General features: G+C 30.5%; 17 protein-coding genes and 1 pseudogene. 7 read left to right on the forward strand and 11 right to left on the reverse strand.

What is annotated here, in order from left to right; translation table 11 throughout:
- Positions 1-287 (forward strand): annotated as a pseudogene (locus tag EM932_RS20925) (hypothetical protein); the annotation flags it as partial.
- A gap of 284 nt (positions 288-571) precedes the next feature.
- Here EM932_RS20925 and EM932_RS21315 read toward each other — a convergent pair.
- Complete coding sequence (locus tag EM932_RS21315) at positions 572-706, reverse strand: hypothetical protein (RefSeq protein WP_262709953.1); 135 nt, start codon at positions 704-706, stop codon at positions 572-574.
- 709 nt (positions 707-1,415) lie between these two features.
- Here EM932_RS21315 and EM932_RS14695 point away from each other — a divergent pair.
- Positions 1,416-2,093, forward strand: coding sequence for a hypothetical protein (locus EM932_RS14695; RefSeq protein ID WP_135877954.1), 678 nt, complete (start codon positions 1,416-1,418; stop codon positions 2,091-2,093).
- 12 nt (positions 2,094-2,105) lie between these two features.
- On the opposite strand, the gene EM932_RS14700 is transcribed toward EM932_RS14695, so the two are convergent.
- The 3 genes from EM932_RS14700 to EM932_RS14710 all read right to left on the reverse strand — a co-directional run bounded on the left by EM932_RS14700 (position 2,106) and on the right by EM932_RS14710 (position 5,481).
- Positions 2,106-2,573 carry a GNAT family N-acetyltransferase gene (locus EM932_RS14700; protein WP_135877955.1) on the reverse strand — a complete coding sequence of 156 codons (468 nt, stop codon included), beginning with the start codon at positions 2,571-2,573 and terminating at the stop codon, positions 2,106-2,108.
- A gap of 24 nt (positions 2,574-2,597) precedes the next feature.
- The gene (gene mgrA / locus EM932_RS14705) at positions 2,598-3,611 is read right to left on the reverse strand and encodes an L-glyceraldehyde 3-phosphate reductase (protein ID WP_135877956.1); all 1,014 of its coding nucleotides are present in this window, start codon (positions 3,609-3,611) and stop codon (positions 2,598-2,600) included.
- A gap of 562 nt (positions 3,612-4,173) precedes the next feature.
- On the reverse strand, positions 4,174-5,481 hold the full coding sequence (locus tag EM932_RS14710) for a sulfatase-like hydrolase/transferase (protein ID WP_135877957.1): 1,308 nt from the start codon (positions 5,479-5,481) through the stop codon (positions 4,174-4,176).
- Positions 5,482-5,662: 181 nt separating this feature from the next.
- On the opposite strand from EM932_RS14710, the gene EM932_RS14715 reads away from it, so the two are divergent.
- The 4 genes from EM932_RS14715 to EM932_RS14730 all read left to right on the forward strand — a co-directional run bounded on the left by EM932_RS14715 (position 5,663) and on the right by EM932_RS14730 (position 9,602).
- Positions 5,663-7,216, forward strand: coding sequence for a DEAD/DEAH box helicase (locus EM932_RS14715; RefSeq protein WP_135877958.1), 1,554 nt, complete (start codon positions 5,663-5,665; stop codon positions 7,214-7,216).
- A gap of 103 nt (positions 7,217-7,319) precedes the next feature.
- Positions 7,320-7,772: a cold-shock protein gene (locus tag EM932_RS14720; protein ID WP_135877959.1), complete on the forward strand. Its 453-nt coding sequence runs from the start codon at positions 7,320-7,322 to the stop codon at positions 7,770-7,772.
- A gap of 65 nt (positions 7,773-7,837) precedes the next feature.
- On the forward strand, positions 7,838-8,752 hold the full coding sequence (locus tag EM932_RS14725; RefSeq protein WP_135877960.1) for an EamA family transporter: 915 nt from the start codon (positions 7,838-7,840) through the stop codon (positions 8,750-8,752).
- A gap of 16 nt (positions 8,753-8,768) precedes the next feature.
- A complete protein-coding gene (locus EM932_RS14730) occupies positions 8,769-9,602 on the forward strand; it encodes a DMT family transporter (RefSeq protein WP_407925220.1) in 834 nt (277 codons plus the stop codon).
- Between the two features lie 179 nt (positions 9,603-9,781).
- Here EM932_RS14730 and EM932_RS14735 read toward each other — a convergent pair whose 3' ends face one another.
- From EM932_RS14735 to EM932_RS14755, 6 genes are all read right to left on the reverse strand, one after another.
- A complete protein-coding gene (locus tag EM932_RS14735) occupies positions 9,782-10,510 on the reverse strand; it encodes a head GIN domain-containing protein (RefSeq protein ID WP_135877962.1) in 729 nt (242 codons plus the stop codon).
- A 46-nt stretch (positions 10,511-10,556) separates the two neighbouring features.
- Entirely contained in the window at positions 10,557-10,709 is a 153-nt protein-coding gene (locus EM932_RS20930; RefSeq protein ID WP_170179809.1) for a hypothetical protein, read from the reverse strand.
- Positions 10,706-11,365 (reverse strand): hypothetical protein, encoded by a 660-nt coding sequence (locus tag EM932_RS14740; protein ID WP_135877963.1) that lies wholly within the window; start codon positions 11,363-11,365, stop codon positions 10,706-10,708. Before EM932_RS14740 ends, EM932_RS20930 begins: the two co-directional genes overlap by 4 nt.
- A gap of 104 nt (positions 11,366-11,469) precedes the next feature.
- The gene (locus tag EM932_RS14745; protein ID WP_135877964.1) at positions 11,470-12,555 is read right to left on the reverse strand and encodes a hypothetical protein; all 1,086 of its coding nucleotides are present in this window, start codon (positions 12,553-12,555) and stop codon (positions 11,470-11,472) included.
- Entirely contained in the window at positions 12,536-13,087 is a 552-nt protein-coding gene (locus EM932_RS14750; protein WP_135877965.1) for a hypothetical protein, read from the reverse strand. Before EM932_RS14750 ends, EM932_RS14745 begins: the two co-directional genes overlap by 20 nt.
- A complete protein-coding gene (locus EM932_RS14755; RefSeq protein WP_246041083.1) occupies positions 13,087-13,626 on the reverse strand; it encodes an RNA polymerase sigma factor in 540 nt (179 codons plus the stop codon). The genes EM932_RS14750 and EM932_RS14755 overlap by 1 nt, the downstream gene beginning before the upstream one ends.
- Before the next feature lie 219 nt (positions 13,627-13,845).
- On the opposite strand from EM932_RS14755, the gene EM932_RS14760 reads away from it, so the two are divergent.
- A complete protein-coding gene (locus tag EM932_RS14760; protein ID WP_135877966.1) occupies positions 13,846-14,895 on the forward strand; it encodes a glycosyltransferase family 9 protein in 1,050 nt (349 codons plus the stop codon).
- A 261-nt stretch (positions 14,896-15,156) separates the two neighbouring features.
- Here the strand turns inward: EM932_RS14760 and EM932_RS14765 are convergent, their stop codons facing one another.
- A complete protein-coding gene (locus EM932_RS14765) occupies positions 15,157-16,080 on the reverse strand; it encodes a M23 family metallopeptidase (RefSeq protein ID WP_135877967.1) in 924 nt (307 codons plus the stop codon).
- Positions 16,081-16,287 lie beyond the last annotated feature (207 nt).

Genomic DNA, 16,287 nt, shown 5'->3' on the forward strand with positions numbered 1-16,287 from the left:
TAAATTTTGTTTTACAAGAATTTGAAAACAAAAAGATCGGTAAACTTTTAGAAGAACATTTGCCCAAATTACCAACTCAATGTAAATATTCATGGAAAGATATAGTATACGCTTTTTGGTCTGTTTATTTTTGTGGGGGAGATTGTATAGAAGACTTAGGCGGTAATTTTCATCATAACCTAAAACAGCTTCCTTTTTTTAAAACGCCTAGTCCTGATAGGGTTTTAGATCGATTTAAGGAGTTGTCCCTTGCTAAAGTTGTATTAAAAAGCCCTAGCTACCGCTAGTTTAAAAACTAGTGGCGGTAAAGATTAGCGGTCAAGAGTAAGAAAAAAACAAGCTAAGAAGTTACTTTAGAAATAGAGTGGCTTTTCTATTTATAATTTCCAACTAAAATATTCATAATTTTACTTATAATTATATTTTTTATTTAACAATAGTTAAATTTAGTTATTAAGGCTAAGACAATCTAAATAAAAAAATATTTAGAAAAAAATATCTTTTTGCATTTTGCTAGTATAGCAAGTTTACAACACTGGTAAGCTAGCAAAGTACAACAGTGATAGACTTTTTAATAAGCATAACGTTTTAAACGTTTCCAGTCATCCTCATGCGAGTAATTAAGATTTGGTATAATTCTATCTGTAAGTAAATTGTCTTGAGTGATACCACTCAAGTATCTCGATATTTTAGTAGTTGATTTCATTTTTTGATTATTTAATACTGAAATACTGAAACAAGTTCAGCACAAGTAAGTTCAGCAAGGATTGATTGATGAAAATTTTGATTTAAAAGACGCTACCTATCTGTAACGTCTTTTACTGTTCCAATTGTAACTTTTTGTATTGTTTAAAGTTCCGCTTAATTGATTAGTGTTTAATGTTCTCATGATTTCTGATTTAATTTTAATACTGAAACAAGTTCAGCACGGGTTGATTGATTGATGAGATAAAAGATGTCATTCTGAATGAAAATGAAGAATCTCTTTTGGTGAATATTTGAATATTAGTTTTTTGAGATTTTTCGACTGCATTCAAAATAACATTTTAGTCCTTTTTATCTAAAGCGTCTTTTATTATTCCATTTGTTACTTTTAGTTTCAGTTAATGTTGCGCTTAATTGATTGCTGTTTAATGTTCTCATAATTGTTGTTTTTTGATTGATTTATACTAGATAGACGACCACAAATAAAAAATGTTACAGTACTATGCATAACAAAGTAATAAATTAACAAAATTTAACAATTTAGATAGGGTAGTAGTAAGTAATCTCGCATTTTTTAGACTTTTAAAATACTTTAGGAATGGTTATTGTGTTAAATCATTACAAAATTTAAATAAGAGTAGAATATTTTCAGATAAAAAAATATCTTTGAAATATATAAGTACATTAACTCAATGGAATAATAGAAACAAATGAAGCTTTATTTTTCATTTTTTATACTACTACTTTTTTCGTTATCAACCTATGGTCAGATAGATTCGAAAAGAAAGTCTATTGCCATTCCTGCGGTAAAAAGCAAAGATTCTGTTGATGCTAGTCCTTTGTTACCATCCAGACCTATTAACAACAATACATCAATTAATAATATAAATACACCTAAGGTTTCTAAAAATCTTGATATGCCTAAGAAAGAGTTTTCTATGTTCCCAACTGAGGAGTTTGGTAATCCAGGAGAGCTTTATCATAAGCGACTTAATAAAAGTTTAGATCACTTAAAACTAAGTAAAGAAGAGTTAGAATTGAAAAACGGTAGTACAACGGATCAATATTTTGGCGATTTTAAAAGTAAAGCTAAGTTTGTAAACGTGGTCTATCGAGATCATGGTTATGTTGATGGTGATATTATCCAGGTTTTAGTAAATGACGATGTTATTCATGCCAGAGTATTTTTAACAGGTGGTTTTAAAGGTTTTAAGCTGGATTTACAACCAGGATTTAATAAGATAGATTTCTTAGCTTTAAATCAAGGAGAGTCAGGACCAAATACCGCTGAATTTAGAGTTGTTGATGACCAAGGTAGTTTAATATCTTCTAATCGTTGGAATCTATCTACAGGTGTGAAAGCAACCATTATTGTAGTAAAGGAATAAGGAGAGTAGTATTTACTTTGTTATCGACATAATATAAACAGAACGAGCCCCTTCATGAGGTGCTTTTATCTCGTTTTCTTTTACAAAACCTTCTCTTTTGTATAGTATAATAGCCTTTTCGTTATCTGTAAAGACATCTAGCCATATTTTTTTAGCCTTGTAATGTTTAAAACAAAAGGCTTTTATTAATTTAATAGCCATACTTCCATAGCCTAAGCCTCTTTTTAACAATGCTATTCTTCTAAATTCAATAACATGGTCTTTATTTAATAAACCAGCGAGTATCACATAACCAATAAGAATATTGTTAGATTTATTAAAAATAGAGACGTGTTTTTCATCTTTATTAGTTAGTACTTCTCTGTGCCTAGTGATATCATACTGACCAATAAATTGAGAATACTTTTTCTCTATTTCAATAATCTCTGTAAGATTCTCGATTTTAGTTTCTAGTAGCTTAATAGATTCATTTTCTAACACTTAATCAAAATTTATCGATTAAATTTAGGAAACTATCTTGTCAATGAGTTTTAACTCATCTTCAGAAAAACTTAAATTATCTACAGCTTTTATATTTTCTTTTAATTGCTTTGGAGAACTAGCTCCTATTAAGACGGAGGCAACTTGCGGTTGTCTTAAAATCCAGGCAATAGCCATTTGCGATAATTTTTGACCACGTTCTTGGGCAATAACATTTAGATGCTGAATTTTTTCGATATTACTATTTACAGCATCTACATTTAAATAGGTGAGATCTTTCGCAGCTCTTGATCCTTCTGGGATGCCTTTTAAATACTTTTCAGTTAATAACCCTTGAGCCAACGGAGAAAAGGCAATACAGCCAACACCATTTTGTTCTAAAGTATTTAAAAGCCCATCTTCTACCCAACGATCGAACATAGAATAACGTGCCTGATGTAAAATAAAGGGAACGTTTAAATTTTTAAGAATCACAGCAGCTTTTTGGGTGTCCTTTGGTTCGTAATTAGAAATACCAACATATAAGGCTTTACCTTGACGTACAATATCGGCTAGAGCTCCCATAGTTTCTTCCAAAGGAGTGTCTGGATCTGGTCTATGATGATAAAAAATATCAACATAATCTAATCCCATACGTTTTAAACTCTGGTCTAAACTTGAAATTAAATACTTTCTCGATCCCAAATTACCATAAGGGCCTGGCCACATATCGTAGCCAGCTTTTGTTGCTATAAATAACTCATCTCTATAAGGCTTGAAATCTTTTTTAAAGATAGTGCCAAAATTTTCTTCGGCAGATCCATATGGAGGTCCGTAGTTATTAGCTAAGTCTAAATGTGTAATACCTAAATCGAAAGCACATCTAATAATATCTCTTCCGTTTTGTATATTATCAACAAAGCCAAAGTTGTGCCATAGTCCCAATGATATTGCAGGTAAAAGCACACCGCTTTTTCCAGACCTTTTATAGGGTATGGTATCATATCTATGGTTTGAAGCTTGATAGCTTGTTGCTCTGGATTTGTCGTTGATTTGCATATTTAGAGTAGCTAATAATTGAGATGTAAATGTATAAATTATATCGTTAATATTCTATTGAAGATGTAAGACCGCTTTGCTGTTAGAATCAAGAACAAAGACTTGGTTGTGACTAACTGACAGACAGGGATGAAAACAAATAATGCTTCCGTAAATTAGAATTATTCAGACAATCTTTACTATTGAACTCGTTTAAACTTTTTGTTTTTAACCGAAAATGAGATGAAATTTATTCAGATGAGGCACTTTTTGCAAGGCATAGCAGAATTACGCATAAGAAAAGTAACAAAATATGGGTAAATTTCGACCATTTTTTAGGAAATAGAAAAAGTTTAAACGAGTTCATTATTTAAAATAAGAAAAGAGTGTTTAAAAAGCGTTTAGATGTCCGTTCGAACCTTTCGAATGTACTCAAGACAAGCTAAAGCCGAGAACTTTTTTATGTCTTGATTTTTAAAACGTCCCGATTGCGCTCGATGAGACAAATTTTAATACTTCTAAGATAATAAATGAATTTTGCTACAAATTCATTTAAAAATGTCATACCATGTGAATAAAAAAATCAATTTTTAATCTTAGCTAATTCGGTAGTTAACTCATCTTTTATAGCAGAATCACTAGTATTTAAAGGTAATTGATTTGCATTGAGAAGATTTGGTTTTTCTAAAGGGTTATTACTTAAATTATATAAAGCTTCAGAGCCATCATCAAAATAAATATACTTATGCGTGTTGTTTCTAATGGTAATATCTTCATTTTCGGTATACACATAATTTCTCTTACTCACATTATTTGCACTTGAAAGTAATTCTTTAAAACTTTTGCTGTCATAAACTTCAGTAGTAGATACACCAGCTATATTTGCTATGGTAGTAAATAAATCGGTAGCGTTTATAAGCGCATCTTCAGTTTCATTAATACGTGTTACATTTTTTCCAGAAATAATCATAGGTACGTTAACGCCTCCTTGGTATACACTTCCTTTAGCTCTTGTAGAAGGATGTTCTTGTACCACTTGATTTGGAGTACCATTGTCTCCTATGAAAATAATGACTGTGTTCTCTTTTTCGTCTTCAGACATTGAATTGATTAGTCTCCCCATTTCACTATCCATCGCTTCTAGTGCCGCCATATAATAGGGGAGTGGATTGTTATCTATACTTGCCTGGTCTGATGGTAAAATGCCCTGAGAATGCAAATCGTTTGGAGGTAAGTGAAATGGCGTATGTGGTGCATTGTAAGCTAACCATAAAAACCAAGGAGTAGTTTGTTCTGCAACCCAGTTAATAGCCAAATCTGTGAATTTAGTTGTGGTGTATGTTGTTGATTTAGTTGTAGCTCCATTTTCTGTTAGATTCCAGTTCCAATAGGATTGAACACCGCCACCTAAAAGGCCTGCAAAATGATTTATACCCATATTATTAGGGTGGGTTGCGTTATTTGATAAGTGCCATTTACCAATAACAGCGTGGTTATATGATTCGTTTGTATTTGTGTCTATATAATTTTGTAATGACATTTCGGAAGTCGATAACACATCACCAGCATCAAGTACATTGGTTTTAAATCCATATTTTCCTGTTAAAATGGATGCTCTAGTTGGAGAGCATGTTGGATTAGACCATAGATTTGTAAACTTAATTCCTGAATTCATTAAACTTTGAAGTGTAGGCATGTTGGGCTTAACTGTTCCTATATCATAACCAGGAGTGGCATCTAACCCCATATCGTCTGCAATGATAAGTAAAATATTAGGAGCTGTATTTTGAGTGTTTTCTGGAACTTCTTCTTTATTATCAATTATGTCTACTGAGTTATCACAAGAAAAGAATAATGGTATTAATAGGCTAATTACTATATGTCGAGTCATGAGTATTGAGTTTTAATTGGACGATAATACTTACTTAAGACTTAATAAATAGAAATAAGTTTAATCTTTTTTATAACTAATTCATTTTCAGAAGGAAAAACAATCATTTATAATTTTCGTATTAAACATTCGTGATAAACCCTCTAAAGGTGTTATTTTTGCTCGTCACAAAATTATAGGGATGTCCATTTCAATAACAGAATTAGAAGAAAGAAAAGCAGGTAAAGACTTATATAGCTATCAAAAAGGAGCCATAGATAAAATATTTAAGAGCTTTGATGAATCACCTCTTGATTACCATTTATTATATCAACTTCCTACTGGTGGAGGAAAAACAGTTATTTTTTCTGAAATAGTTAGGCAATATCTTAAAAATCATAAAAAAAAGGTATTGGTGATGACGCACCGTATTGAATTATGTAAGCAAACATCTAATGTGCTTACAGAGTTTGGTGTGTTGAATAAAGTTATAGATAGTAAGGCAGATTTAAGTGATCAAGCAGATTATAGTTGTTTTGTGGCTATGGTTGAAACCTTAAATAACAGATTGCAAGATGATAAGTTGGATATTTCTGATATTGGCTTGGTAATTATTGATGAAGCGCATTATAATTCATTTACAAAACTCTTTAAATTTTTTAGTCAATCATTTATTTTAGGAGTTACAGCAACACCTTTGAGCTCTAGTATAGAGCTGCCAATGACCGATAATTATGATGAATTAATTGTTGGGGAAAGCATAGAATCTTTAATAGAAAATGGGTTTTTAGCTCGCGCTGAAATGTTTTCTTATAATGTAGGATTAACCTCGTTAGTGGTTGGAGCTAATGGTGATTATACAGTGAAATCTTCTGAAGATTTGTATACAGATAATGATATGCTTAGCAAATTGTTGCAAGCTTATGAAGAACGTTCTAAAGGGAAAAAGACATTAATTTTTAATAATGGAATTAATACTTCTTTACATGTTTATGATACCTTTAGAAGGGCTGGATACCCTGTAGCTCATCTAGATAATACGAACACTAAAAAGGAGCGAGCACTTATTTTAAAATGGTTTAAAAATACTCCTGATGCTATTTTAACATCGGTAAGTATTTTAACTACAGGGTTTGATGAACCTACTGTAGAGAGTATTATTTTAAATAGAGCAACTAAATCATTAACGCTTTATTATCAAATGATAGGGCGTGGCTCTCGTATTTTAAAAAATAAGAATACATTTAGTGTGATTGACTTAGGTAATAATTTTCACCGATTTGGACCTTGGGGCGATAACTTAGATTGGCAACGTATTTTTAAATCTCCAAATTACTATTTAGATGCGATTTTAAGTGATGAAGAGTTAGAAAGCAATTTCAGATATGAAATGCCAGATGAATTGCGTAAAGAATTTTCTAAATCTAAAGATGTTTATTTCGATATACAAAGAACTTACATAGAGTCAATTAGAAGTGGTGAATCATCAAAAGTTGTTCTGGAGCGTTCTATAGAACAACATGCCAAAATATGTATTGAAAATAGTGAAGATGTCTATGATGCATTGGGATTAGCAAAAATGCTAGGAGACGATATCGATTTTAGAATACAGCGATATACTAAGTGTATAAGTAAGAGTACTTTTAATTTTGTAGAGTGGTTAAAAGGTGATTATAGAAAAAAATTAAATGCATATTTACGTTCAAATTTTGATGAAGTTTTTGAAGCTATTCATGGTTATCCGCCAGAAGATTAGAGGTCTTATATAATTTTACTTCTAAAATTATTACAACATCCTTAAAATAAGGCGTATCTTTGCATCCGATTATTCACATTAAACAAGCATTGTAATATAAACTATGGCAAAATCTCAAGTAACTTTTAACAAAATTGAAAAAGAAAAAAAACGCTTAAAGAAAAGAGAAGAAAAGCAAAAAAAGAAAGAAGCTCGTAGAGCTGAGGCTAAAGAAAACCCACAAGGAATTCAATTTGCTTATGTAGACTTTAATGGCAACTTAACAGACACGCCTCCAGATCCTGCAATGCGTGAGAAAGTAGAAGCCGAAAGTATTGAATTAGGAATCCCTAAGAAAGAAGATAGAGAAGAGGAAGAACCAGTAAACAAAGAAGGAAAAGTGTCATTCTTTGACCATTCTAAAGGTTTTGGTTTTATAATCGATAGTGTAAATCAAGAAAAATACTTCGTACACGTTAGTGGATTGCTTGAACCTATTGAAGAAAATGATAAAGTTACTTACGAGTTAGAACGCGGTCAAAAAGGAATGAATGCGGTTCGAGTGAAAAAGATTTAGTATCTTTTTCTTTACTTTTTCAAGATAGTTTTTCGTTATCCTATTATTTCTAATTACGAGTATAGATGAGCATATCGCGAAAAACGATTCTTATTATTTTGGCATTTTTTGCTATTTATGTTATTTGGGGATCTACCTACCTTCTCAATAAAATAGCTGTAACAGAAATACCACCATTTTTTGTAGCTTCCATACGTTTCACTATGGCAGGTACGCTTATATTTATAATAGCTAAGTTGATGAAACTTAAGCTATCTATTAGCAGAAAGCAATTTATTAATTGTACCATCGCTGGTTTTTTGTTTTTGGTGTATGGTAATGGTGTTTTTGTTTGGGCTTTAAAATATTTGGATAGTGGGTTTGCAGCTCTTGAAGCTTCTACTCAGCCACTTTTTGTATTATTACTCATGAGACTTATAGATGGTAAAAAGATGCAACCAAAATCTTTAATTGGTGTTGCATTAGGTATTATTGGGATGTATCTTTTAGTAAGTCAAAAAGAACTCATTACTAGTGATGAAAGTTTGATAGGTATGCTTATGGCTTTCACCTGTGTTTTAGCCTGGAGTTATGGCAGTGTATTTGTTGCTAAGGCAGATTTACCATCAAACTTTTTTGTTAGTACGGCATACCAAATGAGTATTGCTGGTGGGCTTTTAATATTAATAAGTTTGCTTTTAAATGAAAGTTGGATATTACCTATTCATTGGAGTTTAAAGGTGCAAGGGTCTATAATTTTTTTAATAGTATTTGGGGGCGTGATAGCCTTCACAGCATTTAATTATTTGCTTAAAGTTGTTTCTACAGAGAAAGCTTCTACTTCGGCATATGTAAACCCTATAGTAGCTATAATCCTAGGTTGGTATGTGCTTGATGAAACTATTACCACTCAAACCATTATAGCGGCTTGTATTCTTTTAACAGGTGTTTTCTTTATTACTTCACGTAAAAGAATTAAAACCCGAACTATTGGAAGTTAAGAATGCCATAAAATTTATGCTTATTAGCACTTTAGCATTTGCCTGTATGAATGCTATAGTTAAGCAATTAGTGCATATTAATGCATATCAAATCGTATTTTTTAGATCAATAGCTTCTTTAGTTTTTACGTTTACTTTTCTATTAAAAAATAACATTTCAATTTTTGGAAACCAGAAAAAACTTCTGGTTATTAGGGGGTTAGTAGGTGTTACTTCAATGACTTTCTTTTTTATGTCTACCAAGTATTTACCAATCGGTACAGCGGTTTCGCTACGTTATATAGCTCCTATTTTTGCAGCAATTTTTGCCGTATTCTTACTGCGCGAAAAAGTAAAACCGTGGCAATGGTTTTTTTTTGCTGTGGCTTTTATGGGGGTATTAATTTTAAAAGGCTTTGATACAGAATTGAATAGCTATGGTCTTTTATTAGCCGTTGTTTCTGCTATTTTTAGTGGACTGGTATATATAACAATACGTAAAATAGGAAAAGGAGATCACCCAGTGGTGGTGGTTAACTATTTTATGGTAATTTCAACTATAGTTGGAGGGGTACTTTCTACAAATAACTGGGTAACACCTGTAGGCATAGAGTGGGTGTTACTAATTGGGTTAGGAGCTTTTGGGTATTATGGACAGCTATTTATGACAAAAGCTTTTCAAATTGCTGCTACAAATATTGTGGCTCCGTTTAAATATTTGGAGGTTCTTTACACTGTTTTGTTTGGAGTATTTATTTTTACCGAGATTTATACGTTTTGGAGTTTATTAGGTATTGCATTGATTATTGCAGGGTTAGTCCTTAATATCTTATATAAAGAAAAACTAAAGCGAAAAGAAAATCATGGATAGTATAACTTTAAACAATATTATGTTCTGTATTATTTTGAATGAAGAGACATCACATAATCAATAACAAAGAACAATTTTATGGAATTTGAGTAATCATCATGAATTTACCCAAATGTGATGTCTCTCTCAGCTCAAAATGACTTTAAAATGTAGAAATATACAGGTTAAATAGTATCTATTTAATTGATTTTAATAACCCTCGAATCCGCTTTTAAACTTTCATGAATAATGGTTGCATTACCCTTATAACGTAATGTACAGTCTGCTACAGCTTCAACATCTATCGTTTTATTCACTGTTAGATTGGCATTGCAATCGGCAGTCATTTTTATTTTTAAATCTTCAACTTCTAAATCATAGCCAGAAAGCCTGGCATCTGCAGAAAGGTATGCGTTTAGAATGTTTACCGAACCTGACAAATCAACATTTGAATCGGCTGTACTTTTAAGTTCTAAATAATTAGCATCCACATGACCTGAAAAAAAGCTATCTGCAGTTATTTTTATTTTTGCGTTATCTTCAATTAAAGTGTTTTCCAGATAAATTTGAGAGTCTGCTGTAGCAGTAAAATTATTAATATACTTCGTAGTAATATATACATTTAGAGTCTCTCTTCCTCTAATATTAAGATTGTTTCTAAGACGTACAATCAATTCATCATCTCTTTTAGATGTTATAATATGATCGTGTAAATTTTCGTTAGCTTCTATTTTAATAGATTCTTCAGTATCAGAAAATGTGATATAAGCTGTAAAGCCATTGGCTATTTCTATTGATGAGTAATCGGTAATATATACATTTCTATAGGTAACTTCATCATTTGCATCTACTCTTATAGTATCTACACTACATGATGATATAATAAACCCTGAAAGTATTAATAATATATATAGTCTGCTCGTTTTCATTTTGATTGATTGATTGATTGATTGATTGATTGATGTTTAATTTGTGTTACTGATTCATGTTTTTGTTTAGTTCCATGATTGGAATCCATTGAAAATTAATAGGTTCGTTTGCCTCATTGTCCATTCTTAGATAAACTTTATTGTCTTTAGAATGCACATATAGTGCATTCATACGATTTGATTTTTTCTTATATGTCATCTTATATTTTTTTTGTAGCGATTTCTTCCCATATTAAACACGCCTATTTTGATTCCCATGCCTCCTGAAATACCATTTATACGGGTTAAATCATATTCAGGTTCAAATTTCACTTTGCTAGAAAGCCTATATTTTATTCCAGCTTCCAGTTGTATATATCTATTAATATTATAAAGTACATTAATGCCAGGTTCAACAACGAAAACATGTTCCCAGTCATCATCATCTACAATAACTTCCTCATCATCATCAAAATTATCTTCAAATAATGCTACTGCACCAGCACCAATTAATAAAGGAAATGATAGGTTAACTTTCGATTTACTAAATAGTATAGGTTCTAAGTGTAAACCACCATAAAACCCACCTAAATCCTTATTGCGAGCATCTAACCCAAGTCTATTAAGATCTGAATAAAACCCTGTACCTATAAAACCAATTTCGAATTGCTGATTTGCGACATAAGCAACCTTAAAACTAGACGAATACGTTTCTGCTTTGTCAATGGTTCCATAATTAAAGCTTAAGCCTAGATAGACACCATGCACAGTGTTTTTACGGTCATTAAACTCAATGTAATCGTCAGATTCCTGAGCGTTTAAGCTATTCAGAGAACAAAATAATAGTAATAAAAGAAAAGCTTTAAGAAATTTCATAGTTGGTGTATTTGATTGTATATAGTTATAGACACTATAATTTATGATTGGTTGCATGTAAAATGATTTTTTTTTGAAGAATGTTTGATTTTTAAGAAAGTGTCTTATTCTTTTAAGACGATAATACCTTTTTTACCATTGAATGAAAATATACCAGAAGTGTTTTTTCCGTAAGTAGCTTTGATCTTCCGTATCCTTTTACTTTTGTCGATCATATTGTTTTCAATATTATAAAAAGTTTTAGGTAGCCTCAATAAACCTTGCTCTAATATAGCATTGAACATAAAAGACAAATCGGATATATTGATATTAATATCTGATGATTCCTGATTTATAGAAACGTAGGCATCTGGGGTATTTATTTTTGCAATACGCAATTCGGCAACTTTCATATCGAGGGTAATTTTTTCCTTAACAGATTCTATTTGAGCATTAGAAAAATTTAATTCCCCTTGAATTTTTTCTACCTTTTGAATTATTATTTCATCTTTACTTGAAATGATTTCTAGGTCTTTAACTGTATCAATTTCAATTTTTGTTCCACTAGTCTTCAGTAGTAATTTATTAGAAGATTCAATGTCGATATCTCCGTTTTTTAAATTAATAGTTCCGTAATCGATAGCTTTACTTCTTAGTTTACCAAACTTCATCGCTATTCTTGCATTTGGAATCCCTTCATTAATCCACAAGTCTCCATGCTCTATATTTGCTTTTAATCGCCCTGCCCAATTGTCAATAATAACATCACCAAATTTATTTGTAATATCAATTTCTGCATGCCTTGGTAAATAAATAGCGACATTTATTTCAACATTACTTTTATCAAATTCAAAAGGATTTACCTTATTAAAATATCTTGAAAAAAGACTACTGTTTTTATCTGATATTTCCGAGGTTATACTAACAAAGTCATCTACGGCTTTAATATTGGCTACAATACGATTTAGAAGGTTTTCTGCATCGTCTCTTTTTTTGTTTGTTACTTGAATATCTATTTTTATAGAAATATCGTGTTCCTCCCAACCATTAATGAGTATGTTACCATATTTATTTTCTAGATGTAGCTCGCCAGAATTAGACATCTCGTATATTTCTTCAATAGTTTTTGTTAAAACTTCTTGAGAATACATTGAAAAACTCAATAAAAATAGAGCAATTACGGTTGTTTTTTTATAAAGTATATGCATCATCATTGTCTAGTTTTTTAGAACTATTAATTTGTTCTAATAAGTTTTCTATTAATTCAATTCTCTTTTTGTAGTTAATTACTACAGCTTCTAAAACTCTTTCGGTATCTACATTTTTTTGCAACTCTTCTTTAAGAATTTCATACTCAATATCTAGTTCATCCATAAAGGATAGGAACTCTTTTTTCTCTTCAGGTGATAATTGCGTGTTCTTATTCACAAGTTTTACTTGGTAAGCAATCAAACCTTTGTAGTGTGAATTAATATCGTTTAGTTCTTGTAGTGCGACATTATTTTGAATGCTGTTGTTAGCACCACTAACTAGTGAGATATTAATTATTGAAAACACTCCTAAAGCTATAATTACTGTTGCTGCAACTTTAAAAAGTGGATTGCTCCATAATTTAATAGTCTTTGTTTTTGATTCTGGTTTGTTTAATCCAGATTCAATGTTTTCCCAAAGTTTACTTTTATCTGCTTTGTGTACATCAAAAAGGGCTTTGTTTTCCTTTATATATTTTTCGAAATTATCCATTATAATGTCTTTACAATTTCAATTAATTTTTTCTTTGCTCTGTGATACTGTGATTTAGAAGTAGAAGGACTTATCTCTAATATTTCTGAAATCTCTACATGATCATAACCTTCAATTAAATATAGATTTATAATCTGTTGATAACCAGACGGCAATAATCTAATGCCTTTTATTATGTTTTTAATATCTATCTCCGAAGGTATATCTTCTGCATCCTCTTTTATATGATACATTTGATCCTCTATAGGGACTACTGGTATTTTCTTCTTTTTTAATTGATTGATGCTTTTATTAATTACAATACGTTTTAACCAAGACCCAAAAGTACTTTCATATCTAAAAGATGATAAATTATTAAAGGCTTCAATAAAACTATCTTGTACAACATCTTCGGCATCTTCTTTTATATGCATCATACGCATACTTATATTATACATAGCATCAACATATAGCTCATACAGCTTGTATTGCGCATTTCTATCACCTAACTTGCTTTTTTCAACAAGTGATTTATGAGTGTATAATATATTGGTCTCCAATTATTCTGCTAGCTCTAGTTCGCCTTAAAAATAGTTCTATTATTTAAGCTATTATTATAGACAATAAAAAAAGTAAAAGGTTGCATGCTCAATATATTTTTTTGTTTTTAATAGAAAATAGTAATATTATAAACATCGTGCTAACTTGTATTTGCTTGATTATTAGCTTATTTTTATTTTACAGAATACCCATGCTAGCCTACATTGCTAAATATTATAATGAAGATTCCTAGGCGTATAAATATTTTTAGAAACAAAGTGATGGAGGTGCTTACTAAGAGCGTAGGGAATTCTTATTCTATTCTCAAAACTGATTCTAACAGGCAAATTGAAATAAAGAATATACTTATTTCGAGACCTAATCAAAGATTAGGCAATCAATTACTATTAACACCTTTAGTACAAGAAATAATTAATACATTTCCAGATTGTAAAATTGATTTGTTTGTTAAAGGTGGGGTTGCCGTTCCTGTTTTTGAAAAATATGAGCAAATCGATAAAATTATTCAACTGCCTAGGAAACCGTTTAGTCATTTAATAGATTATGGATTGTGTTGGTTAAAATTAAAAAGGAAGCAATACGATTTAGTTATAAACGGTGATAAAAATTCATCATCAGGTAAATTATCTACTCAATTTGTTAAAGGAACCTACAAAATTTTTGGTGATATAGATGAAGAAATCCAAACTGTTTACAAAGATTATGATCATATTTCTAAATACCCAATTTATAATTTAAGACATTTATTAGAAAAATTAGGGTTTTCTAAAAACAATAAAGAAATCCCTGTTTTAAACATTAAGCTAACAGAAACAGAAATAGATAACGGGAAAATAATATTAGATACTCTTATTCAAAATGATAAAAACACTATTTGTATTTATACGCATGCTACCGGACCTAAATGTTATTCTGAAGACTGGTGGAAAATCCTTTATGCACGTTTGCAAAAGGAATATCCTAATTATAATATTATAGAAATACTACCTGTTGAAAATATTTCAAAAATATCATTTAAAGCTCCTAATATTTATAGCAAAGATATTCGTGAAATGGGTGCTATAATTAGAAATACGTCAATGTTTATTTCAGCAGATAATGGTATTATGCATTTAGCTAGTGCTACATTAACTCCAACTATTGGTTTTTTTTCAGTAACAAATCAAAGCATATATAAACCTTATGGTAATGGTAGTGTGGCTTTAAATACCAACGAAACTACTATTGATGATTGGTTTGCTGAGATAGATCGAATACTTAATAAATAAATTTAGATACAAATTACTGCTCATTAAAATGATCCTCGAAAGCAATGACTCATTTTTCATCAGTTAGTTTAGCATAATTAATAGCGCCAGTGCCTTCAAATATAAATATAAAAAAGTAAAGAAAGGTTATAGTAATGGGGATGGTATGGTGTATCTGTATCTGTATATGACAACTTGGAAAGATGTTAATGATTGTATTTATGCAAAGTGGACTTGAATAAATGATTGATTTAATTAATACTATAAAGAAGTACTAAGTTTTTAAAATGTATATTCAAGAATTAGCTTTTGACCAATTTTTATCGGAGTTGTTTTCCTGATATAATTAGATCGGCATATAGAGGCTATAGATACATTGTTTTTTGATGAAATTCCGGATAATGTATCACCACGTTTAACGATATAAACTTTTTTACGAGTTTCTAAACTTGCAATAGCTTCCTCTTTAGTATGTAAAACTGTTAATTTTGTTTGCCTTTTAGAACTGTGAAGCCCTGGTTGCACCCAGTTTTTGGTAACCCAGATATTTTTAGAATGCACCATATTTTGCTCACTAAAATCAAATAAGTATTCTGGGTTTATGGATATCCCTTTATAATTAATAACTAAGTGTAAATGACTTCCTCTAGCGTTACCTGAAGCTCCCCCATAACCAAGAAGTTGTCCATGCTTTATTGTGTCATTGGCTTTAACGGCATATTTAGATAAATGAGCATAAACAGTTTCTAATCCATTATAATGCCTAACAATTACTGTTCTTCCATGACCTCTAGTATAATTGGCAAGACGTACTATACCATCAAACATAGATACAACACTATCGCCAGTAACAAGATCAATATCTATACCTCTATGTGCTCTTCCTCTTCGCCATCCGTAACGAGATGTTACCACTTTTTTAAAGTTAATAGGTGGCGTGTATAAACTATCACTAAACTTAATTTCTAAAGGAAAATTAACTTTAACATTTCTATAAGGGTTATAAGTAGTTGTATCCCAGTGTTCTTTAGTTATGTTTAAGAGATTATTTTTTAAATCACTAGTATTATTGAAATTATCAATCTTAATATTTGCTTTTGCAAAAGGAAAGTCTGAATAATCAACTAATTCAATAGATGTAGGTTTATGTTGTCCGAAACTAAAAATGGATACTATTAAAAAAAAGAGAGACGTTAGAAATTTCATATTATAAATTCGATACTACTAAACGATAAACGAGTTATCTTTTTAATTTTCGCTGGGCCAATTTAGATAAAAATATCAAAATGCCATGTTAATATACTGTTAGAGTTTTATACCAAATGAATTTCAAAATGATTGATAATAAATTTGAATTATATTTTCTTTAGATGAAATAGAAAATATTAGCATAGCCATAGTTACGGTTCTTTT

This window comes from Flavivirga rizhaonensis (assembly GCF_004791695.1).
Lineage (GTDB): Bacteria > Bacteroidota > Bacteroidia > Flavobacteriales > Flavobacteriaceae > Flavivirga > Flavivirga rizhaonensis.